This window comes from Azospirillum sp. HJ39 (assembly GCF_041507355.1).
Lineage (GTDB): Bacteria > Pseudomonadota > Alphaproteobacteria > Azospirillales > Azospirillaceae > Azospirillum > Azospirillum thiophilum.
Genome location: NZ_CP167909.1, coordinates 69548 through 95609, shown reverse-complemented (window position 1 = coordinate 95609; position 26062 = coordinate 69548). Strand labels below are relative to the sequence as shown.

Genomic DNA, 26062 nt, shown 5'->3' with positions numbered 1-26062 from the left:
GGCGGTTGCCCCAAAGGGATTTCATGGACGGGCGGCGAGCGTCGTGATCGCTGAGACGTCTCGCCCTTGGCCCCCTCCTCCCGTCTCTCCCCGGGGGGAGGGGGAAGCCCCGCCGGCTCCCGCTTCGATACGTCTTCCGCCGCACCTGCGGCATAGTGTCAAGGCCGCCGGTTTTACTTCGTTTCGTGTTGCAATGCACACTTGATATATTAATATATTTATGGTTCCCGCGCGGCGTTGAAAGCCGGCGCACACATGGCGGCGGAACGTCCCCGATTTTTGAGACGCCGCCCCATCGGACCGCACAGACGGGCCGTTCGCTCGACCCGGTCAACCGGAGTGTTCAAACAATGCGTGCCAGTGGTGAAGCTTTCGGCAACGGCGCCAGCGCCGCGGTCGAGAATGTGACCTTCGACGAAATCCAGATCGGCCAGTCGGCCAGCCTGTCGCGCCAGTTGACGCTGACGGATGTCGAGCTGTTCGCCACCGTGTCGGGCAACATCAACCCGGCCCACCTGGACCCGAAATTCGCGGCGGACAGCCGCTTCCAGAAGGTGATCGGCCCGGGCATGTGGTCCGGCTCGCTGATCTCCGGCGTGCTGGGCACGACCCTGCCGGGCGCCGGTTCGCTCTATGCCGGCCAGAGCCTGCAGTTCCGCCGCCCGGTGGGCCTGGGCGACGTCGTCACCGCCACCGTCACGGTGATCGAGAAGCGGCCGGCCAAGAACATCGTCGTCTTCGACTGCGTCTGCACCAACCAGGACGGCGAGGTTGTGGTGCTGGGCACCGCCGAGGTGATCGCCCCGACCCAGAAGGTCATCCGTCCGGCGCATGAGCTGCCGCAGATCCAGATGATCCGCCACGACAAGCACGACGCGCTCCTGCGCAAATGCGACGAGCTGCCGCCGGTGCTGACCGCCGTCGCCCATCCCTGCGACGAGAGCTCGCTGCGCGGCGCCGTCGAGGCGGCCGAAGCCGGGCTGATCGACCCGATCCTGGTCGGCCCGGCGGAGAAGCTGAAGGCACTGGCCGCGTCCAAGGGGCTCGACATCGCCCGCTTCCGCATCGTCGACGTGCCGCACAGCCACGCCGCCGCTCAGACCGCCGTAGCGCTCGCCCGTGCCGGCGAGGCCGAGGCGGTGATGAAGGGCAGCCTGCACACCGACGAGCTGATGAGCGAGGTCGTCCGCAAGGAAACCGGCCTGCGCACCAACCGCCGGCTCAGCCACGTCTTCGTGATGAACGTGCCGACATACCCGCGGGCACTGCTGATCACCGATGCGGCGATCAACATCTATCCGACGCTGGAAGACAAGGTCAGCATCACCCAGAACGCCATCGACCTCGCCAAGGTGCTGGGCGTCGAGGTTCCGCGCGTCGCCATCCTCTCGGCGGTCGAGACGCTGAACCCGAAGATCGCCACCACGCTGGAAGCGGCGGCGCTGTGCAAGATGGCCGACCGCGGCCAGATCACCGGCGGCATCCTCGACGGCCCGCTGGCCTTCGACAACGCCATCTCCGCCGAGGCCGCGCGCACCAAGGGCATCAACTCCCCGGTCGCCGGCCAGGCCGACATCCTGCTGGTGCCGGACCTGGAAGCCGGCAACATGCTGGCCAAGCAGCTGTCCTTCCTCGCCAACGCCGACGCCGCCGGCATCGTGCTGGGCGCGCGGGTTCCGATCATCCTGACCAGCCGTGCCGACAATGTGCGCACCCGCCTCGCCTCCTGCGCGGTCGCATCGCTGCTCGCCGCCTCGCAACGCCGGCCGACGCTGTCGCTGGCCGCCGAATAGGACCCCTCGTCATGGTCGCATCCTCCTCCAAATCCGGCAGCGACGCCTGCCTGGTCGTCAATGCCGGCTCCTCCAGCCTGAAATTCTCCGTCTTCCAAGGTGGCAGCGCCGCCGAGCTGGAAGCGGTCGTCACAGGTCAGATCTCCGGCATCGGCACCGCTCCGCGCTTCGAGGCGAAGGACGCCGCCCGCCACAAGCTGGCCGACCACAGCTGGCCGGCGGGCGAGAATCCGGGCCGGCCGGAGCTTCTCCACCATCTGCTCGACTGGATCGGCGACACGCTGAAGGGGGCCACGCTGGTGGCCGCCGGCCATCGCGTCGTCCATGGCGGCACCCGCTTCTCCCAGCCGGTGCGGGTGACGGCGACGGTGCTCGACCAGCTGGAGGAGCTGATCCCGCTCGCTCCGCTGCATGAGCCGCACAACATCGCCGCCATGCGGGCGCTGGCCCAGGTCTACCCGTCGCTGCCGCAGGTCGCCTGCTTCGACACCGCCTTCCACCAGACCCAGCCCTGGCAGTCGCAGACCTTCGCCATCCCGCGCGAGCTGACGGCCGAAGGCATCCGCCGCTACGGCTTCCACGGCCTGAGCTACGAGTACATCGCGCACCGCCTGCCCCAGGTGGCGCCGGAGCTGGCCGACGCGCATGTCGTGGTCTGCCATCTCGGCAGCGGCGCCAGCCTGTGCGCCATGCGCGCCGGCCACAGCGTCGACACCACCATGGGCTTCACCGCGCTGGACGGCGTGCCGATGGGCACCCGGCCCGGCGCCATCGACCCCGGCGTGCTGATCTACCTGATGCGCGAGAAGGGCTACGGCGCCGACGAGCTGGAAAAGCTGCTCTACCACAAGTCGGGCATGCTGGGCGTGTCGGGCATCTCCAACGACATGCGCGACCTGGAGAATTCCGACCAGCCGGCCGCGGCCGAGGCCGTCGAGCTGTTCTGCCACAATGTCGCCAAGCAGGTCGCGGCGCTGGCCGGCTCGATGGGCGGGCTGGACGCGGTGGTCTTCACCGCCGGCGTCGGCGAGAACTCGACCCTGGTCCGCTCGCGGGTGGTGGAGAAGCTGTCCTGGCTCGGCCTCGCCCTCGACCCGGCGGCCAACCGGGCCAAGGCGACGCGCATCTCCGCCCAGGAAAGCCGGGTGCCGGTCTTCATCATCCCGACCGACGAGGAACGGATGATCGCCCGCCACACCCTGGGCGTCATCGCCGCCGAGGCGCTGAGCCGGGCGGCCTGACCGCGGCGGTCCCCTTTGCCCCCCGGCAATGGTGCTGGGGGGCCGTCCTTCAGCGAAGGGCATCATGGAACAGGTTCCCACCCAACCCACCGCGCAGCCGCCGGAGAATGTCCGGCTCGGCATCCTGTCGATGCTGCTGGCGATGGTGTTGATGACCATCATGAACGCCCTCGCCAAGATCCTGGCCGAACGCTATTCGCTGGGCGAAGTCACCTTCTTCCGCAACCTGTTCGCCCTGCTGCCGGCCGTCGCCATGGTCGTCGCGGGCGGCGGGCGGCGCTGCCTGCACACCGACCATTGGCAGGGCCATCTGTGGCGGGCCGTCGTCGGGCTGGCCTCGATGGTTCTGCTGTTCTGGGCCTACCACCTGATGCCGCTGGCGAATGCCGTGGCGATCTCCTATTCCGCCCCGCTGTTCCTCACCGCCCTGTCGGTGCCGCTGCTGGGGGAGCGGGTCGGCCCCTTCCGCTGGGGCGCCGTGGTGGTCGGCTTCGCCGGCGTGCTGATCATGGTGCAGCCCGGTCCCGACATGGTCGACCGCGGCGCGCTGGTCGCCCTGACCGCCGCCGTCTGCTACGCCCTGGCGATGATCGCCATGCGGCAGCTCGGCCGCACCGAAAAGCCGGTGACCACCGTCTTCTACTTCACCGTGATCTCGACCCTGCTCAGCGCGCTCGCCCTACCCTTCGGCTGGACCACGCCGGATGGGTGGTCGCTCGTGCTGATGGCGGCGATGGGGATCGCCGGCGGCGGCGCCCAGTATTTCAGCACCCGCGCCTATTCGCTGGCCCGGGCGGTGGTGGTCGGCCCCTTCAGCTATGCCAGCCTGATCTATGCGACGATCCTCGGCTGGCTGGTCTGGGGCGACGTGCCCGCCCCCCATGTGATGATCGGCGCGGCTGTCGTCATCGGCAGCGGCCTGCTGATCCTGTACCGGGAAACCCGCCGGGCCGCCGCTCCCCGGCCGGAGGCGGACTTATGCCCAAAGCAGCAGCCCACCGCGCCGGCCAGGACGGCATGAGCCGCGTTCTGCGGCATTTTGGCAGGCCCCGGCCGAAGGGAGCGGAACGCTCTTGCGCCGACTGCTGATATATTAATATACTTCCTGATGAAGGAAAGGACAGGCATCATGGCTAGGTTCGATGTCGACAGCACTCCGGTTCCCCGCCTGGCCGGCCGGATGCGACTGATCCAGGGCGGACGGGACGCGGACGCCCCATCCGGCCCGGCACCGTTCTCCCCGGCCCGGATGGCCGTACGGCCGGATCTTCCGGCGGGCACCACGCTCTGCGCCATCGTCGGCGGGACCGGCCTGTCCGGCAAGCTCGACCTGCTGGCCCGGCTGGTGACGCGTGTCGACGTGCTGGCGCTGGGCGGCAGCATCGCCAACAGCTTCCTGGCGGCGACGGGCACCGAGATGGGAGCCTCGCTGTGCGACCATGACCTGATCGGCCGGGCCCGCACCCTGCTGGACAAGGCGAAGGCTTGCGGCTGCGAGTTGCTGCTGCCGGTCGACGTGGTGGTGGCGAGCGAGGCCCGGGAGGGGGCGGAGGACCGCATCGTCCCCTGTGCCGCCATCGGGCCGGAGGACATGGTCCTCGACATCGGCCCGGCGACGGTGACGCGCTTCACCGCCCGCATCGAGGCGGCCCGCACCGTCCTGTGGACCGGGCCGCTCGGCGTCTACGAGATCGCCCCCTTCGACGGCGGCACCAACGCGCTGGCCTGGTTCATCGCCCGCCGCACCCGCGACGCCGGCCTGGTGTCGGTCGCCGCCGGGGCGGACACCCTCGCCGCGCTGGCCGCGGCAGGGGTGACGGACCGGTTCAGCGAACTCACCAGCCGGGAGTCCCTGGCGGCCCGGCTGGACGGCCCTGCGCCGCAGGCCGTCCCCGCCTGAGGCTCCGCCTGAAACCGCCTTCAAAAAACGAATCCCCGGCGGGTCGAATCCCCGCCACCTCGGTTGAAACGGGTCTCCGCCCCCTGCCGGCTCGAGACCACAATGGAATGACTGGAGCACGATCATGGCTGTACGGGTAGCGATCAACGGTTTTGGCCGCATCGGCCGTCTGGTTCTGCGCGCCATCTACGAGAGCGGCCGCAAGGACGTCGAGGTGGTGGCGATCAACGACCTCGCCGACCTGAAGGCCAACGCGCACCTGCTGAAGTACGACAGCGTCCACGGCCGCTTCCCCGGCACCATCGAGACCGGTGTCGATGGAAACGGAGGGGGCGTCCTGATCGTCAACGGCCACTCCATCAAGGTCGTGCAGGAGCGTGACCCGGCCAAGCTGCCGTGGAAGGATCTGGGAATCGAGATCGCCATGGAATGCTCGGGCATCTTCACCAAGCGCGCCGACGCCGCCAAGCACCTGGAAGCCGGCGCCGGGAAGGTGCTGATCTCCGCCCCGGCGACCGACGAGGACATCACCGTCGTCTACGGCGTCAACCACGACAAGCTGACGGCCGAGCACAAGATCGTCTCCAACGCCTCCTGCACCACCAACTGCCTGGCCCCGGTGGCCTTCGTGCTGAACAATCTGGTCGGCATCGAGAAGGGCTTCATGACGACGATCCACTCCTACACGGGTGACCAGCGGATCGTCGACACCAACCACAAGGACCTGCACCGCGCCCGCGCCGCGGCCCTGAACATGATCCCGACCTCGACCGGCGCGGCCAAGGCGGTCGGCAAGGTCCTGCCGGAGCTGAAGGGCAAGCTGGACGGCACCGCCATGCGCGTGCCGACCCCGAACGTGTCGGTCGTCGACTTCAAGTTCACCGCCGGCCGCGCCACCTCGGTCGAGGAGATCAACAACGCGATCTCCGACGCCGCCAACGGCGCGCTGAAGGGCGTGCTGGGCGCCTACAGCGAAGAGCTGGTTTCGTCGGACTTCAACCACGACCCGCACAGCTCGACCTTCGCGTTGAACGAGACCAAGGTCGTCGACGGCAATTTCGTGCGCGTCATGGCTTGGTATGATAACGAGTGGGGCTTCTCCAACCGCATGGCCGACACCGCCATCGCGATGGCGAACGCCAAATAGGACAACCACCGCCGACCAAGGGCGCCGACCCAGAACCAAAGGAGCCGGACGATGAGCAAGACGATCATGTGGGCCGAAACCGACGCCAAGGGCTTCGAGTCCGAGTGCCTGTTCAACGAGGACAGCCGCCACTATGAAGTGATGGTCTGCGCATCCGGCCGCCGGCTCTGCCGGTCGGAGTCCTTCCCGGCGCAATCCGACCCCATGCAGGGCATGACCGAGGAGGACCGCCGGCAGGCCCTGCATTGTGCCGAGCGTCTGGTCACCGAGATCGAACACGACCTGGGCGACCGCTGACACCGCCTGTGCAGAAGCGGCCAAGCCAGGGCGCGCAACCCGGATGCCGCAGCGCGTCGATGGCTCAGGATAGGGACGGGGGTATGGCGGACGTCGGCGGATGCACGGCCCCTGCCATACCCCCTGATTTTTTGTACAAGCCATGCTGGCCGGACCTGTGTCTGCCAGCGCCCCGCCTTCTGCACAGCGGCGAAGTAGGCGGGGTCGGACGACGAGGATTCATGCGGATTGCGGGTATGGTCATGAACGAGGGTCGCGCCCGCCTCGAAGGCCGCGCGGGTGGTTCGACCACCTCGTCCGGAGTGATCGGAACCGCCGGATTGCCCTTCTTGCGCGGAACGGACCCGTTCACCGCGACGGCGATGACGGTGCTTCGCATGGTTTCATCCCTGAACCGCACGCTCCTGCGCGGCGGAGTTGAACAATCGGGGCTGCGCAATGGGGCCCGCCGGCATGCGGTGCGCATCGTTCCCGGATATGGTTGCAACCGAACACCGCAGCGCTGCCCGCCAATGGACGACAGTCACCGTTACAGGCCGGACGTCCTCGACGAGGTGAAAATCGTCGGACGAAGAGACTCGAGCATGTCTGGCACTTATAAAATAGAGCGATAATCGCACTTAATATCGTTTTCCGAACAAATTGAGGCGGCCCCGGTATACGTGTCAAGGGCGATTTTCGCGATATAAGTTCGATAAACGCCCAAAATGCGAGAAATAGCGTGTTTCCAGGCATTTATCGTCAGTGAAACAAATTATTTGCAGGCAAATGTACGAACTGGTACGTTTGTTGTAGCAAACGAATCATGCCGCTGTCGAAGGGGCCGCCATGCCGTCCAGCGCTTTTACCTTCAAGAAATCGATCGCCACCGTCTCGCTCAGCGGCACCCTGCCGGAGAAGCTCGAGGCGGCGGCCGCCATCGGCTTCGACGGGGTCGAGATTTTCGAGAACGACCTGCTGACTTTCGACGGATCGCCTGCCGATGTCCGCCGCATCGCCGAGGGGCTGGGGCTGGAGATCGCCATCTTCCAGCCCTTCCGCGACTTCGAGGCCATGCCCGACCCGATCCGCGCCCGCAATCTCGATCGTGCGGAACGCAAGTTCGACGTCATGCAGGAACTCGGCACCGATCTGGTGCTGGTCTGTTCCAACGTGCAGCCGGCCGCCATCGACGACCCGGCGCGCGCCGCCGCCGATCTCGCCGGAATGGCGGAGCGGGCGCAATTGCGCGGCCTGCGCGTCGGCTACGAGGCGCTGGCCTGGGGCCGCCACGTCAACCGCTGGCGCCAGGCCTGGGACATCGTGCGGCAAGCCGGCCATCCGGCGCTGGGGCTGATCGTCGACAGCTTCCACACGCTGGCGCTGGGCGACGATCCGTCCGGTATCGCCGACGTTCCGGGCAACCGCATCTTCTTCGTGCAGCTGGCCGATGCGCCGAAACTGTCGATGGATGTGCTGTCCTGGAGCCGGCATTTCCGCAATTTCCCCGGCCAGGGCCAGTTGCCGGTCCGGCATTTCCTGGAATCGGTCCTGGCGTCCGGCTATCGCGGCCCGCTGTCGCTGGAGATCTTCAACGACGAGTTCCGCGCCGCTCCCGCCCGCCTGACCGCGCTCGACGGGTTGCGCTCCCTCATCCATGCGGAGGCGGATGCCGGCTACGGCCCCGGACTGCCCGCCCCGCCGCTCTGCCACGGGGTGGAGTTCCTGGAGTTCGCCGTCGACGCGGCGGCGCGTGAGCAGCTGGCCGGCCTGCTCGGCACGCTGGGCTTCCGCCACGCCGGGCGCCATCGCTCCAAGGATGTCGACCTCTACCGCCAGGGCGGTGTCAACCTCGTGCTCAACAGCGAAGAGGACTCCGCGGCGTCGGAGCATTTCCAGATGCATGGCCCGTCGGTCTGCGCCATGGCCTTCAAGGTCGACGATGCGGCCCGTGCCACCGCCCGCGCCGAGGCGCTGCGTTGCGTGCTGTGGCGCGAGCGGATCGGCGACGGCGAACGCAGCATCCCGGCGCTGCGCGCGCCCGATGGAACGCTGATCTATCTGGTCGACGACAAGGACGCCCGACGCAGCATCTGGGAGGACGACTTCACCCTCTTCCCGGAGGAGCCGTCCGGCCCCCCCATCCTGACCGGCATCGACCATGTCGCCCAGGCACTGCCCTTCGGCCGGATGGACAGCTTCGTCCTGTTCTACCGCGCGGTCTTCGGCTTCGTGCCGGAAAGCCTGTGGGAACTGCCCGACCCCTACGGCCTGATCCGCAGCCGCGCCCTGGTCAGCCCGGATGCGGAGACCGGCCATGGCGTGCGCCTGCCGCTGAACATCTCGGAAAGCCGGCGCACCGCCACCGGCCGCTTCGTCAGCGCCACGTCGGGTGCCGGCGTCCATCACGTCGCCTTCTCCGCGGACGACGCCGCGGCGCTGGTGGAGGACCGTCTGGCGGCGGGCGCGCCCTTCCTGCCGATCCCCGCCAATTACTACGACGACCTCGCGGTCAGGCACCCTCTGGACGACGCGGCGCTGGAGGCGCTGAAGCGGCGCGATCTGCTCTACGACCGCGAAGGCGAGGGCGAGTTCCTGCACGCCTATACCGACAGCTTCGCCGACCGCTTCTTCTTCGAGGTGGTTGAGCGGCGCCGCGGCTACCGCCAGTTCGGTGCCGTCAACGCCTCGGTGCGCATGGCGGTGCAGGCCCAGCTGCGCGAGGGCGCCCGGCCCGAGCTCTATCTCGACTGAAAATGAACGAAACAGTGCGTTTGTTCGGAGACCTCCCATCATGAGCCGCCCCATCCTGGTCCTGAACGGACCCAACCTGAACCTGCTGGGCAAGCGCGAGCCGCACATCTACGGCCACGAAACCCTGGCCGACGTCGAGGCCGACTGCCGCCGCACCGGCGAGACGCTGGGCCTCGGGATCGACTTCCGCCAGTCCAACGCCGAACATGTCCTGATCGACTGGATCCACGAGGCGCGCGAGACGGTGGATGGGCTGGTCATCAATCCGGCCGGCCTGACCCACACCTCGGTAGCGCTGATGGACGCGCTGTCGGCCTGCGCCTTCCCGATCCTGGAAGTCCACATCTCCAACATCCACAGGCGCGAGGAATTCCGCCATTTCTCCTACGTGTCGCGGGTTGCGGCGGGGGTGATCTGCGGCTTCGGCACCCAGGGCTACACGCTGGCGCTCCAGCGGATGGCCCGCCTGCTGGAGACCGCCGCGCGATGAACGCCGTCTCCCGCCCCGCCCCCTCCGCCGCCGCTCCCGCCGCCGGAAACTCCACGCTCGTCGGGCTGATCGGCGCCGGGATCCAAGCCTCGCGAACCCCGGCGATGCACGAACGCGAGGCCGACGCGCTCGGCCTGCGCTGCATCTACCGGCTGATCGACCTCGACCGCCTCGGCCTCGGCATCGACGCCCTGCCGGAGCTGCTGTCAGGGGCGGAGCGCATGGGCTACACCGGCCTGAACGTCACCTACCCGTGCAAGCAGGCGATCATCCCGTTGCTCGACGAGCTGTCGGACGATGCCCGCGCCATCGGGGCGGTCAACACGGTGGTGCTCAGGGACGGCAGGCGGATCGGCCACAACACCGACTGTTCCGGCTTCGCCGAGGGCTTCCGCCGCGGCCTCGGCGCGGTTCGGATGGAGCGCGTGCTGCTGCTCGGGGCCGGCGGCGCCGGTGCCGCGGTCGGCCATGCCGCCTTCCATCTCGGCGCCGGCCGGCTGGACATCTTCGATGCCGAGCCTGCGCGCGCCGCAACCCTGGCGGGCCAGCTCGACGCCCGCTTCGGCGCCGGCAGGGCCGTGCCCGTTGCCGGCCCCGAGGCGCTCGCCGAGGCCGTGGCCGCGGCGGACGGGCTGATCCACGCCACGCCGACGGGCATGGCGAAGTTCCCCGGCTTGCCGCTGCCGGCCGGCATGCTGCACCCGCGGCTGTGGGTGTCGGAGATCGTCTATTTCCCGCTGGAGACCGAGCTGCTGCGCGCTGCGCGCGCCATCGGCTGCCGGACCGTCGACGGCGGCGGCATGGCGGTGTTCCAGGCGGCGGACGCCTTCCGCCTGTTCACCGGGGTTTCCCCCGATGCCGAACGCATCCGTGCGCATTTCGCGTCGATGGACGGCGGGGTAAGCGGCGCCTGATACTCGATGCAAATCCAACACCAAGAAGCCGGCCCCGAGGCCGGCCCCGGGAGGGACCGCATGAGACCGCTGGTCGAGGCCTATTTCACCCTTATCAAGATCCTGATGGCGCTGTGCATGGCCGGCATGGTCGTGCTGGTGTTCGGCAACGTCGTGCTGCGCTACGCCTTCAACAGCGGCATCACGGTGTCGGAGGAGCTGTCGCGCCTGTTCTTCGTCTGGATGTGCTTCCTCGGCGCCATCCTGGGGCTGCGCGAACGGGCGCATCTGGGCGTCGACACGCTGGTGGCGCGGTTGCCGCGCTCCGGCAAGTTGGCCTGCGGGGTCGCCAGCTGCGGCCTGATGCTGTGGGTCACCTGGCTGGTGCTGCAGGGAAGCTGGGCGCAGACCGTCATCAACTGGGGATCGCAGGCCCCGGCGACCGGGCTGTCGATGGGGCTGCTGTACGGCATCGGCGTGGTGTTCGGCCTGTCGACCGGCGCCATCCTGCTGCATGAGCTGTACCGCCTGCTGACCGGCAGGGCCAGCGACGCCGACCTCGTCATGGTCTCGGAATCGGAGGATCTGCCGGAGGCGGCCGCGCACGGCATCCACACCGGCGGCCACCGCACCCACCGCGAAGCGGCGCCCCTCCCCGCCCGCCCCGCCTCCAGCCGCTGAGGACGCCGGCCATGACCATCACCATCTTCCTCGGTTCCCTGCTGGGAGCCATGGCCATCGGCATGCCGATCGCCTACGCCCTGCTGCTGTGCGGCGTGGCGCTGATGATCCACCTCGACCTGTTCGACGCGCAGATCGTGGCGCAGAACCTGATCAACGGCGCCGACAGCTTCCCGCTGATGGCCGTGCCCTTCTTCATGCTGGCCGGCGAGATCATGAACACCGGCGGGCTCGCCAAGCGCATCGTCAACCTCGCCATGGCGATGGTCGGCCACATCCGCGGCGGGCTCGGCTATGTCGCCATCCTGGCGGCGACGGTGATGGCGAGCCTCTCCGGCTCGGCGGTGGCCGACGCCGCGGCGCTGGCCACCCTGCTGGTGCCGATGATGGTGGCGGCCGGCCACGACCGCAACCAGTCGGCCGGGCTGATCTCCGCCAGCGCCATCATCGCGCCGATCATCCCGCCCTCCATCGGCTTCGTCCTCTACGGCGTCGCCGGCAATGTCTCCGTGACCAAGCTGTTCCTGGCCGGCATCTTCCCCGGCATCCTGCTCGCCATCGGCCTGTGCGGCGCCTGGTGGTACGTCTCGCGCAAGGAGAACCTGGTTCCGCCGCCGCGCCGGTCGCTGCGCGAGGTGCTGGCCATCCTGCGCGAAGGCGTGTGGGCGCTGATGCTGCCGGTCATCATCATCGTCGGGCTGAAGTTCGGCGTCTTCACGCCGACCGAGGCCGCTGTGGTGGCCGCCGTCTATTCCCTGTTCGTCGCCGTCTGCGTCTACCGCGAGATGTCCGTCGCCGACATCTACCCGGCGCTGCTGGGGGCGGCGAAAACGACCAGCGTCGTCATGTTCCTGGTCGCGGCGGCGCTGGTGTCGTCCTGGCTGATCACGGTCGCCAACCTGCCGGCCATGGTCGGCGACCTGCTTGAACCGCTGATGGACAACCGGACCCTGCTGCTGCTGGCGATGATGGCGCTGGTGGTGGCGATCGGCACCGCGATGGACATGACGCCGACCATCCTGATCCTGACACCGATCCTGGTCCCGGTGTGCAGGCAGGCCGGCATCGACCCCGTCTATTTCGGCGTGCTCTTCATCATCAACAACGCGATCGGCCTGATCACGCCGCCGGTCGGCACCGTGCTCAACGTGGTCTGCGGCGTCTCGAAGGTCAGCATGGAGGGCGTCGTCAAAGGCGTCTGGCCCTTCATGCTGGTGCAGCTCTTCGTCCTGCTGCTGCTGACGCTGTTCCCCTCGCTGGTGATGGTCCCGGCCGCCTGGCTCAGCCGCTGACCCTGCTTTTCCACCCTGCCTTTCCAAGAACAAACCTGGAGGAAACCCAAGATGTCGCTCATGAAGTCCCTGCTCGCCGGCCTGATCCTGCCCGGCCTGATGGTCGCCGGCGTTGCCACCGCCGCGGAGTACAAGGACCGTTCGGTCAAGTTCGCCTTCCAGAACGTCAAGGAGCACCCGCAGGGCCAGGGCGCCCAGAAGTTCGCCGACATCGTCGAGGCCAAGAGCGGCGGCAAGATCAAGGTGAAGCTGTTCCCCGGCGGCACGCTGGGCGGCGACGTGCAGACGGTGTCGGCGCTGCAGGGCGGCATCGTCGAGATGTCGGTGATGAATGCCGGCATCCTGGTCAGCCAGGCCAAGGAGTTCGCCCTGGTCGACCTGCCCTTCCTGTTCAACAGCGCGGCAGAGGCCGACACCCTGCTCGACGGACCGGTGGGCGAACAGCTGATGGCGAAGCTGCCGGAGAAGGGAATCGTCGGGCTGGGCTTCTGGGATCTGGGATTCCGCAACCTGACCAACAACCGCCATCCGGTGAAGGCCGCGGCCGACATCGCCGGGCTGAAGATCCGCGTGATCCAGACGCCGATCTATATCGACATCTTCAAGTCGCTGGGTGCCAACCCGGTGCCGATGGCCTTCCCCGAACTCTACGGCGCGCTGGAGACCGGCACGGTCGACGGCCAGGAGAACCCGGCCAAGACCATCGAGCTGACCAAGTTCAACGAAGTCCAGAAATACATGACGATCACCCGGCACATCTACAATCCGCAGTCCCTGATCGTCTCCAAGAAGTTCTGGGATACGCTGAACGCCGATGAGAAGTCGCTGTTCCAGAGTGCCGCCGCCGAAGCGACCGTCTTCCAACGCAAGCTGTCGCGCGAGCAGGAGGCCGATGCGCTCGCCTCGCTGAAGGCCAAGGGCATGACCATCGACGAGCTGCCGGCCGACGAACTCGCCAAGATCCGCGACAAGGTCAAGCCGGTGGTGGACAAGTACAAGGCGGAGATCGGCGAGGCGCTGGTCGCCCAGACCTATGCGACGCTGGAAAAGAAGCGCGCGTCCAACTGACGCCGGTCCGGGGCGGAGCGGGCCGACCCGCTCCGCCTCTCCATTCCGGCATTGAGCTTTGGGCGGCCTTCGTTCATTACCTCCGGCGGGGGCGCGGACGCGCCGCACCAGCATGGAACAGGGCATGACCGCGGACGACGCCACCGATACGGGCCGCAAGACCAAACCGAGCCGCAAGAACGATCCCGAAGGCACCCGCCAGGACATCCTGGACGTGGCGACGGAGGAGTTCGCCTCGCTGGGCTTCAGCGGCGGCCGGGTCGACGCCATCGCCGCGCGCACCCGCACCACCAAGCGCATGATTTATTATTACTTCGGCGGCAAGGAAGAGCTGTACCTTGCGGTGCTGGAGAAAGTCTATGGCGACATCCGCGCCATCGAGAACAGGCTCAACCTACAGGATCTGCCTCCCGAAGCAGCGATCCGCGCCCTGGTCGACTTCACCTTCGACTATCAGGAACAGCACGAGGACTTCATCCGGCTGGTGAGCATCGAGAACATCCACCGGGCCGAGAACATGAAGAAGTCGAAGGCGATCCGCAACCTGAACGTCACCGTCATCGACACGCTGGCCCGCATCCTGGACCGCGGCCGGACCGGCGGTGTGTTCAAGACCGACGTCCAGCCCATCGACCTGCACCTGATGATCAGCGCCTTCTGCTTCTTCCGGGTGTCGAACCGCCACACCTTCAACCTGATCTTCCACCAGGACCTGGCGGCCGCCGACACCCGCGCCCGCCACAAGCGGATGATCGCCGACGCCATCGTCAGCCTGCTGAAGGCCGAACCGGCGGCCGGCTGAGGGGCGGCCGGAACCGCCTCCGAGCCCATCCCGTCGGCGGGCCCGCCGTAGCGGATCAGTTCTCCTCGTCTTCGGCCGGTTCGTCCAGGACGACCTCGTCATCGACGGCATAGAGCATGCAGTCCTCCTTGCCGGCGACCTGCCCGCACTTCTCCACCGCCGCCTCGCCGGCCTCCTCGGCGCTGTCGCGGTCCCACACCGACCCCCAGCGGCCGGTCAGCGTCACCGCAACCGCCTTGTGCCCGTTGTTGCGCTGGTAGTTCACCATGCCGACCCTGCGCGTGTGGTCGCTGACGAAGGGGACGCGGGCCGGATCGAATTTTCCGGCCCCGACGATCTCCACCGGCATCGGCACGAAGGTCTTGGCCTCCATCACCACGGCATCGCCGACCGCGTAGAGGGTGCAGGGCTCGTCGGCCCTGTACTGGCAATATTGCAGGGCGCTGCGCCTGACGTCGTCCTCGGTCCGGCTGTTCGACTTGTTCGAGAAATAGGCGTAGTTCCCCTTCGCCGAGATCGCCAGGGCCTTGGGCGACGGCAGGTCGGGATAGGAGGCGAGCGCGGCGCGCGACTTGGGCGTGAGATAGGGGATCGCCGCCACATCGACCCGCTTGGCCGGGGGAGCCTGCTGCGCCAACGCCGCCAGGGCTGCGGGAAGCGGCGGCGCCGCCAACGCCGCGACCGCCAACGCCGCGACCGTCGCCGGCGCGCGTTCCGGCGAGGTCGCCTCCGCGTTTGCCGTCGCCGAAGCCAGGGGCGCGCCCAGCTCCGCGATCCTCGCCTCGGCGATGGCGGTGAAGGTGCCCTGGGGGAACTGCTTCAGATAGGCTTCGAACAGGCTGCGGTTGGAACTGCCCTTGATGCTGTCCCAGAACAGCGCCTCCTTGTCGGCGCCCGCCGGCACGGGTGCGGCGGCGGCCGGCGCCTGCGTCACCACCGTCGTCGGTCCCAGGAAATAGAAGCGCCCCTCGATCGGCGAGGCCGATACCCAGGGCTGCTGGACCCCGCCGGTGTTGCGCTTCACGGCGAGGCCGACATCGTTGAAGATGTCGAACACCGTCTCTCCCGGCTTCAGCAAGGCCTTCGACAGCGCCTCGGTGTAGGGGCTGTTGGCGCCGCTGCCGTCGGCGGCAACGGCGCCCGGCTGGGTCGCATAGGCGATGATCGTCCCGGCCGGCGCCTGCATCTGCGCCAGCCCCGGCGATACCGCCCGCAGCCCGCGCCCGCCGAACGGATTGTTGCGGCAGGCGTCCAGGATGACGATGTTCAGCCGGCTTTCCGCCAGCGCCATCTCGTCCAGCACCATGGCGACGTCGATCAGTTCGTAGCGGACATCCGATTCCCTGGTCAGGTTGGCCGAGACCGGCAGCAGGAAGTTCGTGCCCCGCGTCTGCAACCCGTGTCCGGCATAGTAGAACAACCCGACATCCGCCCCGGCCAGCTTGGCCCCGAAGCTGCGGATCGCCTGCTCCGTCCCCGCCTTGTCGAGGTCGAGCTGGGCCGCCCCGCCGATCAGCTCGAACCCGGCATCGCGCAGGGAGTCCGCCATCGCCTTCGCGTCGTTGACCGGGTTGGGCAGCCGCGGCGCATACCGGTAGTCGCTGTTGCCGAGCACCAGCGCCACCCGCCGCTCCGGCCCGCCCGTTGCTCCCCAGGACGGGCCCGACACCCAGACGAACAGGGCCAGAGCCAACGCTGCGGTGCGTGCCAGGGTCATCACGGCGTCTTTTTCCTTCGAATCGAAAGCATTGCAGTCACTCTGCCAAGGCAACGGCTCCGGTTTCAAGGCCGGCGACGATCCCCCTGTGCCCCCTCCGGCCGGGCCACCGGTTCAGCCGTTGCCGTCGCCCATCTCCGCGTCCACCGCGCGGACGGCATCGATGAAGGCCCGCAGGGCCGGCGCCATCTGCCGTTGGCGCGGATAGCACAGGAATCGGCCGGGAAAGGCGGCAGACCAGCGCTCCAGCAGCGGAACCAGCATTCCAGTTGTAATATGGTCCCTCACCGTATCCTCGACGCAGAAGCCGATGCCAATTCCCCGCAGGGTCGCGCGCAACGCCATGTCCTTGTCGTTGAAGATCAGCGGTCCGTCGACTGCGACCTCGAACCAGGATCCGTTCTCGAAGAATTCCCAGGCATAGGGCATCACATGGCCCGGCCAGCGCCAGCGGATGCACCGGTGATCGACCAGATCGCGGGGGTGCTCCGGCCGGCCGTGACTCTCCAGGTAGGCCGGCGCCGCCACGGCGACCTGCCGCAGGTCCGGACCGAGACGCACCGCGACCATGTCGCGGTCGATCACCTCGCCGATCCGGATGGCCGCATCGAAGCCGCCGGCCACCACATCCACCACCGCGTCATCCAGCGTGATGTCCAGCACGACATCCGGGTAGCGCTGGGTGAAGGACACCAGCATCGGCTCGATATACCGCTCGGCCGCCGCATGGAAGCTGTGGATTTTCACGGTCCCGGCCGGGCGTTCCCGATACTGCCGTACCTGCCCGACGGCATCGCCCAGTTCCGAGACGGCCGGCTGTACACGCCGGTACAGATTCTCGCCGGCCTCCGTCAGCGCGACGCTGCGCGTGGTGCGGTTGAGCAGCCGCACCCCGACCCGCTCCTCGAAGCCGCGGACCAGTTGGCTCAGCGCCGACGGGGAGACGCCCAGCCGCTCCGCCGCCCGGCTGAAGCTCAACGTCTCGCCGACAGCGAGAAAGGCGCGCAGCTGGTTGTAGTCGCTGCCGGAGAGCATGGGATCCATCGACCGAGATAACCATTATTCAGCTCAGCTTACAAGTCTCGTCAGAAATCCCGGCATTCTGCGCCGGCTGGCCGGGGTGTATCTCCAGGTGCGAAAGGAGACCTTCCATGACCACTTGGTTCATCACCGGCATCTCGCGCGGCCTCGGGCTGGCGCTCGCCAGGGCGGCGCTGGCGGAGGGCGACACCGTCATCGGCACCGTCCGCACCGGCAAGCCCGATCTTACTGCCGCTGCCGGCACCCTGCATGTCCTCACCCTCGACCTCGCCGACGGCGATGCGGCCGAGGCAGCCGTCGGCCAGGCCTTCGCCTTGGCCGGCCGCATCGACGTGATCGTCAACAATGCCGGCTACGGCCTGCTGGGGGCGATCGAACAGGCGACCGACGAGGAGGTTGCCCGCCTGTTCGCGGTCGATGTGTTCGCCCCCTTCCGCATCGTCCGAGCGGCCCTTCCCCGCCTGCGTGCCCAGGGGTCCGGCCATATCGTCAACATCACCTCCATCGCCGGACGGGCGCCGGGAGCCGGCGCCGGCCTCTACGCCGCGGCGAAGCATGCGCTGGAGGGGCTGTCCGCCGGCCTCGCGCAGGAGGTAGCACCGCTCGGCATCAAGGTGACCGCGGTGGCTCCCGGCGCCTTCCGCACCGACTTCCTGTCCAGCCATTCGATCCGCAAGAGCGCCACCGAGGATGCGGCCTATGCCGACAGCGTCGGGCGGATGTCCGCCGCCTTCGACGGCATGGCGGGCCGCCAGCTCGGCGATCCGGACCGCGCGGCGCAGGCCATCCTGGCCGCTGTCCGCGCCGACGACCCGCCGCTTCATCTGCTGCTGGGAACCGACGCCCTCGCCCGCGCCCGTACGAAGCTCGGCAGCGTGATCGCGGAGATCGACGCCTGGGAAACGGTGACCCGCGGCACCGACTTCACCGGCCCTGCCTAGAGATAGGCGATCAACCGTCCCGAGGCCAGGACCGCGATCCATAGCAGAAGGGAGGCCGCTCCGGCCGCGCGCGCGGCCGGCGGCGGCTTTCCTCCCCCGCCCCACCCGGCAATCAGTCGCCCTGCCCCGCGGTGGAACAGGGCGATGTTGGCGAGCGCCAGCACCAGAAGCCCCATCTTCACCAGAAAGGCCGGGTTGCCGGCAAGCGCCGTCGCTTCGCTGACGAACAGCAGCAGGCCGGTCGGCACCACCATCGCGAAGCCGGCCACTGCCACCGGCAGCAGCAGGCGGGACAGCGCCTGGGCCGGCAAACCCGCATGCAGGCCGATCAGCCGCAGATCGAAGGCCGCGATCGACCCGACCAGCAGCGCCAATCCCAGGATATGCAGCACCTCGACCAGCGGGTAGAGCCAGAGCGACTGCCGCAGCGTCTCGCCCAGGCCGGACGTCTCCAGCGCCACCAGCCAGCCGGGACCGAGCGGGCCTTGGCTGTGGTCCATCAGCGCAGCTCGACCGTCTGTCCGTCCGCCGTGATGCGCTCCGCCCGCAACTCGGCGGGATCCGACTTGGCGGCATAGCCGACGACCGTCACCGTCTGCCCGACCTTGATCGCACCGTCCGGCAGGCCGCGAGCGGTCATCCGGCCGGGCGGGGCCAGCACCACATGCCACAGCGTGCCGTCAGACCGCAGGTTCAGCATCGCGTGCGGGTTGCTAAAGGCGAGCTGCTCGACCGTGCCGGTCAGGGTCAGCGTCTTGCCGGACTCGTAGCCGCCCCACCCGTGATGGGCGAGGGCGGGCACGGCGACCATCGCCGTGGCGGCGCAGGCGGCGGCAACAAGCGCCCGGATCCGGGCGTTGCGGATTCGGGCGTCGATCGGATGGGCATTGACCATGGCGACACTCTCCCTCGAATCAGGCATCCTCGGCTCACATGGGGTGTGCCGAAGCCCCGGCAAGAGGAGGCGAGGCACTGCCCTCCGGCCGCACCACCAACGGAGATGCCGATGCCCCGGATGCCCACCCCGTCCCGCCGCTTCGCGATGACCGTTCTGCTTGCCGGCCTGGTCGCCATGCTGCTGCCCGCCGACCCGGCCCGGTCGATGGAGACGGCCGGCCTCGTCGTGCTGATGCGCCATGCGCAAGCGCCGGGCACCGGCGATCCGCCCGGTTTCCGGCTGGAGGATTGCGCGACGCAACGCAACCTCAGCGACGGCGGGCGCGCCCAGGCCGGGCGGATCGGCGACCGGCTGCGGCAGCTCGGCATCCGCGAAGCCCGCCTGCTGTCCAGCCGGTGGTGCCGCTGCCTGGACACCGCCCGGCTGCTGGATCTCGGCCCGGTCGCGGGGCTTCCCGCCCTCGACTCCTTCTTCGGCCAGGCGGAGGACGCCAAGGGCCAGACGGCCGGGCTGCGGCAATTCCTGGCCGACCTGCCGCGCGACGGAGCGCCGGTCATATTGGTGACGCATCAGGTCAACATCACCGCCCTGACCGGCATATTCCCGGCATCCGGCGAGGCGATCCTGCTGCGGGCGAACGGCACGCCCACGCCCGACCTCCTCGACCGGCTGGCAGATTAGAACGGCCGGCTAGAAGGGCAGCGCCGGGGCCGGCGCGCCCTTGGGCCGGGCGGGGGCCGGCAGGCCGCAGGGCAGGAAACTGCCGCGGCCGGGGGCCGCCAGCAACGCGCCGTCGCGGCACACCACCTCTCCGCGCGACAGCGTGACCACCGGCCAGCCGGTGACCTCGATCCCCTCATAGGGGGTGTAGTCGACGTCATGATGCAGGATGGCGTTGCTGATCGTCACCTTGCGGGCGGGATCCCAGAGGGCGATGTCGGCGTCCGAGCCGACGGCGATGGTGCCCTTGCGCGGGTGCAGGCCATACATGCGGGCCGGATTGGTGGCGGTCAGCTCGACGAACTTCGTCAGCTCCATCCTGCCCGTCATCACCCCTGCGGAGAACAGCAGAGGCAGCCGCGTCTCCACCCCCGGAATACCGTTGGGCACGCAGCGGAAGGGAGCCTTCTCGCCATTCACCTTCTTGCCGCCCGGCCCGTCGAAGCGGAACGGCGCATGGTCGGAGGAGAAGACCTGGAAGGTGCCGCCGGTCAGCCCGTCCCAGATCACCTGCTGGTTGGCGGCGTCGCGCGGCGGCGGCGAGCAGATGCATTTCGCCCCCTCGAATCCCTCCCCGCCCAGATCGTCGGCAGTCAGGAACAGGTATTGCGGGCAGGTCTCGGCATAGATGCGCAAGCCCCTGCCCTGCGCCCACCTGATCTGCTCCACCGCGTCGGCGCCGGAGACATGGACGATCAGGATCGGCACATCCACCAGCTCGGCCAGCGAGATGGCGCGGTGGGTCGCCTCGCGCTCGGCCACGCGGGGGCGGGAAACGCCATGGAAGAAGGGGGCGGTCTGGCCGGCGCGCTCCAGCCTCTCGGTCAGCCAGGCGATGCAGTCGGCATTCTCCGCATGCATCATCACCATCGCGCCCTCGCTTCGGGCGATGTCCAGCACCTCCAGGATCTGGCGGTCGTTCAGCTTCAGCGCGTCATAGGTCATGTAGATCTTGAAGGAGGTGTAGCCGTCGCGGATCAGTGCCGGCAGCTCCTGCCCCAGGACCTGTTCGGTCGGGTCGGTGACGATCAGGTGGAAGGCATAGTCGATCACCGGCTTGCCCGCCGCCCGGCGGTGATAGTCCTCCACCGCGGCGCGCAGCGACTGGCCCTTCTGCTGGCAGGCGAAGGGCAGCACCGTGGTGGTGCCGCCGAACGCCGCCGAACGGGTGCCCGACAGGAAATCGTCGGCCATCACCGACGCATCGCCAGTCGGCTGGTCGAAATGGACATGGCCGTCGACCCCGCCCGGCAGCACCAGCAGCCCGTCGGCGTCGATCTCCTGCCGCCCGGCGGCGAGCCCGCTGCCGAGCGCCGCCACCATGCCGTTCCGCACGCCGACATCGGCCTTGAACACGTCCGACGCGGTGGCGACCGTGCCGTTGCGGATGACCAGATCGAAGTCCATGCTGCCCTCCCCTCTTTCCGCTCTTACCCGTGCAGTTCCTGGAACAGGCTGCCCCAGCCCTGGACCCGGCGGGTGTCGACGCCGGTCATGCGCAGCGCCTTCCACAGCACGGTGGACACCGTGTCGTAGACGGGGATGCCCAGCGCCTTCTCCACCCGCTCGGCCACCGGGGCGCCGCGCATGTTGGTGCAGATGATGGCGATGGCCTCGGGCTTGGCCTCCGCCACCTCCATGCACATGCGCTCGATCCGTTCCTCGGAGATCTCGGAGAAGGAGAAGTTGCCGCGGTCGTTCAGGTGCCGCTCGGCCACCACCTCGAAGCCGGCGGCGTTGTAGTTGGCGACCATCGTCTCCTGGATCTCGTCCAGATAGGGGCTGACGATGGCGAAGCGCTTGCGGCCGGTCGTCTCCAGGATCTCGTTCAGCGCCAGCATGGAGGTGCAGGCCGGAATCCCGGTCTCGTCCTCGATCGCCTTGCACAGCTTCACGTCGGCGTCGAAGCCGAGCCAGCCGGCCGAGGTGCCGTTCCAGCCGATCGCGTCCAGCCGGGCGTCGGCCAGAAGCCGGGCGGCATCCAGGAAGGGCGCGTCGGTGAACTGGTCGAGCGCCGCTGCGCGCAACGAGATCTCCTTGACGGTGAAGCGGCCGAAATGGGCGCTCACCTCCGGCAGGCCGCTCAGCATCGCGGCGGTCACCGGTTCCAGCACCGTGTTGGAGGACGGGGTCAGCATGCCCAGAAGAACGCGCTTGGTCATCTCGGGGAACTCGTCTTTCTTTGAAGAAGGTTGGCTTCGAAGGGGTGGGTCAGGCCCGTGCCCACAGGGCGCGGGCGGCCTTGTCGGCCTCGGTGCAGATCTCGTCCAGGTCGGCGCGGACGGGGCGGCCGTCCTCGACCAGGGTTTCGCCGTCCACCAGCACCATCTCGACGTCGCCGCCGCGGCCGGTGTGGACCAGCGTGCCCAGCGGGTTGATCAGCGGGCGCAGGTGCGGCCGGCGGGCATCGAAGACGACGAGATCCGCCGCCTTGCCGACTGCCAGCGTGCCGATCTCGTCGGCCATGCCGACCGAGCGGGCGCCGCCCAGCGTCGCCATGCGGAAGACGTCGGCCGGCTGCCAGTCGGCGGTGACGCCGCCCTGGCCGATGCGCCCGGTGGCGAGCGCCCAGCGCATCGCCTCCACCATGTCGCCATGCTGGGTGTCGGTGCAGAGCGCCAGATTGACGCCCGCCGCCTTCAGCGCCGGGGTCGGCGCCAGCCGGCCCGACGCGGCGTTGCATTTCGGCACATGGACGGCATGGGCCCCGGCCCGCGCCAGCCGGGCGATGTCGTCCTCGTCGACATAGAGGCAGTGGGTGGCGAGCAGCCGGTCGTTCAGCAGCCCGGTCTCCTCCAGCAGCGCCGCCGGGGTCAGGCCGGTGGCGGCCTTCACCCGCTCGACTTCCACCCGGCTCTGCGCCAGATGGGTGTTGACGCGCATGCCGCGCGCCGCGGCCTCCGCCGCCAGCGTGCGCAGGAAGCCGGGGGAGCAGGTGTCGGGCGCGTGCGCCGCCATCTGCACCCGGATGCGCCCGCCGAGCGCACCGTCCCAGCGGTCATGCAGGTCGAGCGTCCGGCGCAGCAGATCCTCGCCGAGCGCCGGGTCGAAGCGCCACTCGCCCTTCGGCACCCGCGAGAAATCGACGTCGTGCACCCGCCAGCCGGCATGGATGCGCAGCCCCAGTTCGGCCATCGCCTCCAGCGTCGCGTCGGCATGGACGAAATGGTCGCAGACCAGGGTGGAGCCGGCGAGCAGCGCTTCCACGGCGCCCAGCCGGGCCAGGGCGCGCGCCTCCTCCGGCGTGGCGTCGGTGCCCTTCGGCACGCCCGGCGTGTAGGACGGCGCGAAGCCGAGGTCGGCGGCGACGCCGCGCACCATCACCAGCACGGCATGCAGATGGGCGTTGACGAAGCCCGGCGTCACCAGCCGGCCCGGCAGCGCCACCGTCCGCCTGGACGGCGGAGCCGGCTGCGTCGCCGGGGCCAGATGGACGATCCGCCCGTCGCGGATGCCGAGCGCCGCGTTCTCCATCGCGCCTGCGTCATCGCCCGTAATGACGGTGGCGCCGGTCAACAGCAGGTCCAGAGGCTCCGGGAATGGAGCCCCGGTCATGCCGCCGCGACCTGCCGCTGTTGCAGGCCCTCCTCGCGGATCAGGTTCAGGATGTGGCGCTTGTGGTCGTTGAAGCGCGGGCTGGTGATGTCGCGCGGGCGCGGCAGGTCCAGCTCGATGCGTTCGCGCAGGCGCCCCGGCCGGCTGGTCAGCACCGCGACCTGGGTGCCCAGCACCAGCGCCTCGTCGACGCTGTGGGTGACGAAGACGATGGTGCAGCGCTGCTTCTGCCAGATGGCGACCAGCTCCTCCTGCATGTCCATCTTGGTCTGGGCGTCGAGCGCGGCGAAGGGCTCGTCCATCAGGATGACCTGCGGGTTCAGCAGCAGGGCGCGGGCGATGCCGACGCGCTGGCTCATGCCGCCCGACAGTTCGGCCGGGTAATGGTTCTCGAAGCCCTTCAGCCCGACGAGGTCGATGTATTCCTGGGCGGCGGCGCGGCGGTCGGTCTTGCGCCAGCCCTTGAGGCGCAGGTGGAAGGCGATGTTCTCCCACACCGGCAGCCAGGGCATCAGGGTCGCCTGCTGGAACACCATGCCGCGGTCGGCACCGGGGCCGTCCACCGGCTTGCCGCCGACGGTGACGGTGCCCTTGGTCGGCTTCTCGAACCCGGCGATCATGTTCAGCAGGGTGGATTTGCCGCAGCCCGACGAGCCCAGCAGGCAGAGGAACTCGTTGCGCTCGACCGTCAGGCTGACGTCGTCGATGGCCAGCAGGTCGCGCTTGCGCTTGGTGTCGCTGTAGATCTTGGTGATGTTCTGCAGTTCGATGGAGGCCATGGGGTCAGCCCTCCCGGCTCTGGAGCGTGGAGGCGTGCTGCCAGTGCAGCGCCGCGGACATCAGCAGCTTGATCAGCGCGTCGGTGGCATAGCCCAGCAGCCCGATGCTGGCCATCGCCGCAAGGACGAGGTCGTAGCGCAGGAAATAGTAGCTGTCCCACAGCACGTACCCCAGCCCGCTCTTGACCGCGACCATCTCCGCCGTGACGGTCAGCATCCAGGCGGCGCCGATGCCGATGCGCAGGCCGGCGAAGATGCTGGGCAGCGCCGCCGGGAACACCACATGGCGCAGCAGCTGCTGCTCGGTGGCTCCCATCATCGAGGCGGCGCGGATCAGGTTGCGGTCGGCCGTCTTCACGCCATGGATGGTGTTCATCAGGATCGGGAAGAAGGCGCCGAGGAAGACCAGGAAGATCGCCGGCTTGTTGGCGATGCCGAACCAGATGATCGCCACCGGGATCCAGGACACCGGCGGCACCGGGCGCAGCATCTGGATGGTCGGCTCGATGGCGCGTTCCACCCAGCTCCACCAGCCGATGGCGATGCCCAGCAGCACGCCGCCGGCCACCGCGATGCCGTAGCCGGCGGCGACGCGCACCGCGCTGGACAACGCGTCGGCCAGCCAGCGCCCGCTGTTGGCCTGCGACGTCTCGTCGAAGCCGAAGACCCAGTCGGCCCAGCTGTGCAGCACGACCGACGGGGCCGGCAGCAGCGCCGCCGGCAGCAGGCCGGACCGCGACACGATCTCCCAGGCCACGAGGATCAGGACGGGAACGACCGCGCGCTCCCAGGATTTCGACAATGCGGTCATGGACCGGCTCCTTAAACGCCGTCGGTGGCGGAAAATCTCCGAATGCCCCCTCCCCAACCCTCCCCCGCCCTCGGCCGGCCGAAGGCCGGTCCGATCGCGGGAGAGGGGGTAAGTGCGAGAGCGGCGGAGTTCCCTCTCCCGCGAAGCGGGGGAGGGTTAGGGAGGGGGAAGAACTTGGAGAGGCTGGACCTTCAGCCTGCCCTCAGCCCCCCAGCTCGCTCTTCGGCTTCTTCGTCACCGCCTCCAGGAAGCGGTAGTCGATGTTCTTGACCACCGCGTCGGACACGTCATGGCTGATGTATTTCAGGTCCCGCATCATCGTGGCGATGGCGACTGTGCTGTCCTTGTGGATGGCATAGTCGGGGAAGGCGTTCTTCAGCGATTCCGCGGCGATGTCCTTGTTTAGGCCGGTGTATTTGTTGATGGTGTCGACCCACACCGTCCGGTCGCCCTTCAGCTTGTCGACCAGCGCCACCACCGAGGCGACGGTGGCCTCCACCGCCTTCGGATGCTCCTTGATCACGTCCGACCGCGTGACGATCAGGTTGGTCAGGTTGCCGGCCGCCTGGTCGTAGGGCAGCGCGAAATGCGCGCCGACGCCGGTGCCGCGGATCTGCGAGGCGAAGGGCTCCACCGTGCAGATCACATCGACCTCGCCGCGCTGCAGGGCGGCGGCATGGTCGGACGGGTTGGGGATGTTGATGAACTGGACGTCCTTGTTGACGTCGATGCCGTGCTTCTGGAAGGCGCCGCGCATGTGGATGTCCTGCGCGTTCCCGCGCGAGGCGGCGACGCGCAGCGGCTCGCCCTTGGCCTTGCGGGATGCCGCCAGCGCCTTCAGCCCGTCCCAGTCCCCGGCCTTCAGGTCGATGCCCTTGGCGGTGACGATCTCCGACCCGCCATTCACCTGGCCGGAGATGGCGACGACGTCGAAGCCCTTGTCCAGCGCGGTGACGTAGTGGAGGTAGGTGACCTGCGCCACGTCGATGCTCTTGGACACCAGCGCCGTCAGCACGTCGTTGCCGGAGTTGAAGTTGATCGCCTCGATCGACACGCCCTTGGCCAGATCGGGCGTCAGCGCCATCGGCAGGCAGTGGGCGCATTTGGCGAAGCCGAGTTTCACTGCCTCCGCTTCGGCGGCCTGCGCGGCCGGGACGGCGCCCGTCACCACAGGCAGGGCCAGCGCGGAAAGACCCAGCGTGGCGGCGGTGACGGCGTTCAGGGAGAAGGACCGGATCGACATTGGGCTTCGGCTCCAGGGGC

Annotated in this window: 26 protein-coding genes; 16 read left to right on the top strand and 10 right to left on the bottom strand. The window is 68.6% G+C overall.

Annotation, left to right across the window (positions count from 1 at the left end; all coding sequences use genetic code 11):
* Window positions 1–350: 350 nt before the first annotated feature.
* The 14 genes from ABMY26_RS07910 to ABMY26_RS07845 all read left to right on the top strand — a co-directional run bounded on the left by ABMY26_RS07910 (window position 351) and on the right by ABMY26_RS07845 (window position 14337).
* Window positions 351–1793: a bifunctional enoyl-CoA hydratase/phosphate acetyltransferase gene (locus tag ABMY26_RS07910; RefSeq protein WP_372395735.1), complete on the top strand. Its 1443-nt coding sequence runs from the start codon at window positions 351–353 to the stop codon at window positions 1791–1793.
* Between the two features lie 11 nt (window positions 1794–1804).
* Window positions 1805–3034: an acetate/propionate family kinase gene (locus ABMY26_RS07905; RefSeq protein ID WP_372395734.1), complete on the top strand. Its 1230-nt coding sequence runs from the start codon at window positions 1805–1807 to the stop codon at window positions 3032–3034.
* Between the two features lie 64 nt (window positions 3035–3098).
* Window positions 3099–4055 (top strand): DMT family transporter, encoded by a 957-nt coding sequence (locus tag ABMY26_RS07900; protein ID WP_372395733.1) that lies wholly within the window; start codon window positions 3099–3101, stop codon window positions 4053–4055.
* Window positions 4056–4163: 108 nt separating this feature from the next.
* Entirely contained in the window at window positions 4164–4934 is a 771-nt protein-coding gene (gene pgk / locus ABMY26_RS07895; RefSeq protein ID WP_372395732.1) for a phosphoglycerate kinase, read from the top strand.
* Window positions 4935–5058: 124 nt separating this feature from the next.
* The gene (gap, locus tag ABMY26_RS07890; protein ID WP_372395731.1) at window positions 5059–6081 is read left to right on the top strand and encodes a type I glyceraldehyde-3-phosphate dehydrogenase; all 1023 of its coding nucleotides are present in this window, start codon (window positions 5059–5061) and stop codon (window positions 6079–6081) included.
* A gap of 51 nt (window positions 6082–6132) precedes the next feature.
* Entirely contained in the window at window positions 6133–6378 is a 246-nt protein-coding gene (locus tag ABMY26_RS07885) for a hypothetical protein (RefSeq protein ID WP_372395730.1), read from the top strand.
* 236 nt (window positions 6379–6614) lie between these two features.
* A complete protein-coding gene (locus ABMY26_RS07880; RefSeq protein ID WP_372395729.1) occupies window positions 6615–6992 on the top strand; it encodes a hypothetical protein in 378 nt (125 codons plus the stop codon).
* Window positions 6993–7206: 214 nt separating this feature from the next.
* Window positions 7207–9111 (top strand): bifunctional sugar phosphate isomerase/epimerase/4-hydroxyphenylpyruvate dioxygenase family protein, encoded by a 1905-nt coding sequence (locus ABMY26_RS07875; protein ID WP_372395728.1) that lies wholly within the window; start codon window positions 7207–7209, stop codon window positions 9109–9111.
* Window positions 9112–9151: 40 nt separating this feature from the next.
* Window positions 9152–9601: a type II 3-dehydroquinate dehydratase gene (gene aroQ / locus ABMY26_RS07870; protein ID WP_372395727.1), complete on the top strand. Its 450-nt coding sequence runs from the start codon at window positions 9152–9154 to the stop codon at window positions 9599–9601.
* Window positions 9598–10515: a shikimate dehydrogenase gene (locus ABMY26_RS07865; protein ID WP_372395726.1), complete on the top strand. Its 918-nt coding sequence runs from the start codon at window positions 9598–9600 to the stop codon at window positions 10513–10515. Before aroQ ends, ABMY26_RS07865 begins: the two co-directional genes overlap by 4 nt.
* Before the next feature lie 60 nt (window positions 10516–10575).
* On the top strand, window positions 10576–11175 hold the full coding sequence (locus tag ABMY26_RS07860) for a TRAP transporter small permease (protein WP_372395725.1): 600 nt from the start codon (window positions 10576–10578) through the stop codon (window positions 11173–11175).
* Between the two features lie 11 nt (window positions 11176–11186).
* A complete protein-coding gene (locus ABMY26_RS07855) occupies window positions 11187–12467 on the top strand; it encodes a TRAP transporter large permease subunit (protein WP_372395724.1) in 1281 nt (426 codons plus the stop codon).
* A gap of 51 nt (window positions 12468–12518) precedes the next feature.
* Window positions 12519–13535, top strand: coding sequence for a TRAP transporter substrate-binding protein (locus ABMY26_RS07850; RefSeq protein WP_372395723.1), 1017 nt, complete (start codon window positions 12519–12521; stop codon window positions 13533–13535).
* 124 nt (window positions 13536–13659) lie between these two features.
* A complete protein-coding gene (locus tag ABMY26_RS07845; RefSeq protein WP_372395722.1) occupies window positions 13660–14337 on the top strand; it encodes a TetR family transcriptional regulator in 678 nt (225 codons plus the stop codon).
* Between the two features lie 55 nt (window positions 14338–14392).
* On the opposite strand, the gene ABMY26_RS07840 is transcribed toward ABMY26_RS07845, so the two are convergent.
* Both ABMY26_RS07840 and ABMY26_RS07835 read right to left on the bottom strand, forming a co-directional pair.
* The gene (locus ABMY26_RS07840; RefSeq protein ID WP_372395948.1) at window positions 14393–16054 is read right to left on the bottom strand and encodes a caspase domain-containing protein; all 1662 of its coding nucleotides are present in this window, start codon (window positions 16052–16054) and stop codon (window positions 14393–14395) included.
* Window positions 16055–16168: 114 nt separating this feature from the next.
* Window positions 16169–17098, bottom strand: a complete 930-nt coding sequence (locus tag ABMY26_RS07835) for a LysR family transcriptional regulator (RefSeq protein ID WP_372395721.1) — start codon at window positions 17096–17098, stop codon at window positions 16169–16171.
* A gap of 107 nt (window positions 17099–17205) precedes the next feature.
* Here ABMY26_RS07835 and ABMY26_RS07830 point away from each other — a divergent pair, with 107 nt between their 5' ends.
* Window positions 17206–18036, top strand: a complete 831-nt coding sequence (locus ABMY26_RS07830) for an SDR family NAD(P)-dependent oxidoreductase (protein WP_372395720.1) — start codon at window positions 17206–17208, stop codon at window positions 18034–18036.
* On the opposite strand, the gene ABMY26_RS07825 is transcribed toward ABMY26_RS07830, so the two are convergent.
* Entirely contained in the window at window positions 18033–18536 is a 504-nt protein-coding gene (locus ABMY26_RS07825) for a hypothetical protein (RefSeq protein WP_372395719.1), read from the bottom strand. The genes ABMY26_RS07830 and ABMY26_RS07825 overlap by 4 nt on opposite strands.
* Window positions 18536–18931: a DUF6152 family protein gene (locus ABMY26_RS07820; RefSeq protein ID WP_372395718.1), complete on the bottom strand. Its 396-nt coding sequence runs from the start codon at window positions 18929–18931 to the stop codon at window positions 18536–18538. The genes ABMY26_RS07825 and ABMY26_RS07820 overlap by 1 nt, the downstream gene beginning before the upstream one ends.
* A 111-nt stretch (window positions 18932–19042) precedes the next feature.
* Between ABMY26_RS07820 and ABMY26_RS07815 the strand changes: the two genes are divergently transcribed.
* Window positions 19043–19615 (top strand): histidine phosphatase family protein, encoded by a 573-nt coding sequence (locus ABMY26_RS07815; protein WP_372395717.1) that lies wholly within the window; start codon window positions 19043–19045, stop codon window positions 19613–19615.
* 9 nt (window positions 19616–19624) lie between these two features.
* Here the strand turns inward: ABMY26_RS07815 and hydA are convergent, their stop codons facing one another.
* From hydA to ABMY26_RS07785, 6 genes are all read right to left on the bottom strand, one after another.
* Window positions 19625–21061, bottom strand: coding sequence for a dihydropyrimidinase (gene hydA / locus ABMY26_RS07810; protein WP_372395716.1), 1437 nt, complete (start codon window positions 21059–21061; stop codon window positions 19625–19627).
* Between the two features lie 23 nt (window positions 21062–21084).
* Window positions 21085–21816: an aspartate/glutamate racemase family protein gene (locus ABMY26_RS07805; RefSeq protein ID WP_372395714.1), complete on the bottom strand. Its 732-nt coding sequence runs from the start codon at window positions 21814–21816 to the stop codon at window positions 21085–21087.
* Window positions 21817–21865: 49 nt separating this feature from the next.
* On the bottom strand, window positions 21866–23209 hold the full coding sequence (locus ABMY26_RS07800; RefSeq protein WP_372395713.1) for an amidohydrolase family protein: 1344 nt from the start codon (window positions 23207–23209) through the stop codon (window positions 21866–21868).
* Window positions 23206–23988, bottom strand: coding sequence for an ABC transporter ATP-binding protein (locus tag ABMY26_RS07795; protein WP_372395712.1), 783 nt, complete (start codon window positions 23986–23988; stop codon window positions 23206–23208). Before ABMY26_RS07795 ends, ABMY26_RS07800 begins: the two co-directional genes overlap by 4 nt.
* A 4-nt stretch (window positions 23989–23992) precedes the next feature.
* Window positions 23993–24799 (bottom strand): ABC transporter permease, encoded by an 807-nt coding sequence (locus tag ABMY26_RS07790; RefSeq protein ID WP_372395711.1) that lies wholly within the window; start codon window positions 24797–24799, stop codon window positions 23993–23995.
* Between the two features lie 202 nt (window positions 24800–25001).
* Complete coding sequence (locus ABMY26_RS07785; protein ID WP_372395710.1) at window positions 25002–26042, bottom strand: ABC transporter substrate-binding protein; 1041 nt, start codon at window positions 26040–26042, stop codon at window positions 25002–25004.
* Window positions 26043–26062: the final 20 nt, after the last annotated feature.

What these genes read in the sequence shown, in the direction of transcription:
- ABMY26_RS07905 (WP_372395734.1), top strand. Translation starts at nt 1,805, where the DNA reads ATGGTCGCATCCTCCTCCAAATCCGGCAGCGACGCCTGCCTGGTCGTC.
- ABMY26_RS07850 (WP_372395723.1), top strand. Translation starts at nt 12,519, where the DNA reads ATGTCGCTCATGAAGTCCCTGCTCGCCGGCCTGATCCTGCCCGGCCTG.
- ABMY26_RS07835 (WP_372395721.1), bottom strand. Translation starts at nt 17,098, where the DNA reads ATGGATCCCATGCTCTCCGGCAGCGACTACAACCAGCTGCGCGCCTTT.
- ABMY26_RS07815 (WP_372395717.1), top strand. Translation starts at nt 19,043, where the DNA reads ATGCCCCGGATGCCCACCCCGTCCCGCCGCTTCGCGATGACCGTTCTG.
- ABMY26_RS07785 (WP_372395710.1), bottom strand. Translation starts at nt 26,042, where the DNA reads ATGTCGATCCGGTCCTTCTCCCTGAACGCCGTCACCGCCGCCACGCTG.
- ABMY26_RS07880 (WP_372395729.1), top strand. Translation starts at nt 6,615, where the DNA reads ATGGTCATGAACGAGGGTCGCGCCCGCCTCGAAGGCCGCGCGGGTGGT.
- ABMY26_RS07805 (WP_372395714.1), bottom strand. Translation starts at nt 21,816, where the DNA reads ATGACCAAGCGCGTTCTTCTGGGCATGCTGACCCCGTCCTCCAACACG.
- gap (WP_372395731.1), top strand. Translation starts at nt 5,059, where the DNA reads ATGGCTGTACGGGTAGCGATCAACGGTTTTGGCCGCATCGGCCGTCTG.
- ABMY26_RS07910 (WP_372395735.1), top strand. Translation starts at nt 351, where the DNA reads ATGCGTGCCAGTGGTGAAGCTTTCGGCAACGGCGCCAGCGCCGCGGTC.
- ABMY26_RS07820 (WP_372395718.1), bottom strand. Translation starts at nt 18,931, where the DNA reads ATGGTCAATGCCCATCCGATCGACGCCCGAATCCGCAACGCCCGGATC.
- ABMY26_RS07885 (WP_372395730.1), top strand. Translation starts at nt 6,133, where the DNA reads ATGAGCAAGACGATCATGTGGGCCGAAACCGACGCCAAGGGCTTCGAG.
- ABMY26_RS07875 (WP_372395728.1), top strand. Translation starts at nt 7,207, where the DNA reads ATGCCGTCCAGCGCTTTTACCTTCAAGAAATCGATCGCCACCGTCTCG.
- ABMY26_RS07795 (WP_372395712.1), bottom strand. Translation starts at nt 23,988, where the DNA reads ATGGCCTCCATCGAACTGCAGAACATCACCAAGATCTACAGCGACACC.
- hydA (WP_372395716.1), bottom strand. Translation starts at nt 21,061, where the DNA reads ATGGACTTCGATCTGGTCATCCGCAACGGCACGGTCGCCACCGCGTCG.
- ABMY26_RS07840 (WP_372395948.1), bottom strand. Translation starts at nt 16,054, where the DNA reads ATGACCCTGGCACGCACCGCAGCGTTGGCTCTGGCCCTGTTCGTCTGG.
- ABMY26_RS07790 (WP_372395711.1), bottom strand. Translation starts at nt 24,799, where the DNA reads ATGACCGCATTGTCGAAATCCTGGGAGCGCGCGGTCGTTCCCGTCCTG.
- ABMY26_RS07845 (WP_372395722.1), top strand. Translation starts at nt 13,660, where the DNA reads ATGACCGCGGACGACGCCACCGATACGGGCCGCAAGACCAAACCGAGC.
- ABMY26_RS07900 (WP_372395733.1), top strand. Translation starts at nt 3,099, where the DNA reads ATGGAACAGGTTCCCACCCAACCCACCGCGCAGCCGCCGGAGAATGTC.
- ABMY26_RS07860 (WP_372395725.1), top strand. Translation starts at nt 10,576, where the DNA reads ATGAGACCGCTGGTCGAGGCCTATTTCACCCTTATCAAGATCCTGATG.
- aroQ (WP_372395727.1), top strand. Translation starts at nt 9,152, where the DNA reads ATGAGCCGCCCCATCCTGGTCCTGAACGGACCCAACCTGAACCTGCTG.
- ABMY26_RS07865 (WP_372395726.1), top strand. Translation starts at nt 9,598, where the DNA reads ATGAACGCCGTCTCCCGCCCCGCCCCCTCCGCCGCCGCTCCCGCCGCC.
- pgk (WP_372395732.1), top strand. Translation starts at nt 4,164, where the DNA reads ATGGCTAGGTTCGATGTCGACAGCACTCCGGTTCCCCGCCTGGCCGGC.
- ABMY26_RS07825 (WP_372395719.1), bottom strand. Translation starts at nt 18,536, where the DNA reads ATGGACCACAGCCAAGGCCCGCTCGGTCCCGGCTGGCTGGTGGCGCTG.
- ABMY26_RS07800 (WP_372395713.1), bottom strand. Translation starts at nt 23,209, where the DNA reads ATGACCGGGGCTCCATTCCCGGAGCCTCTGGACCTGCTGTTGACCGGC.
- ABMY26_RS07855 (WP_372395724.1), top strand. Translation starts at nt 11,187, where the DNA reads ATGACCATCACCATCTTCCTCGGTTCCCTGCTGGGAGCCATGGCCATC.
- ABMY26_RS07830 (WP_372395720.1), top strand. Translation starts at nt 17,206, where the DNA reads ATGACCACTTGGTTCATCACCGGCATCTCGCGCGGCCTCGGGCTGGCG.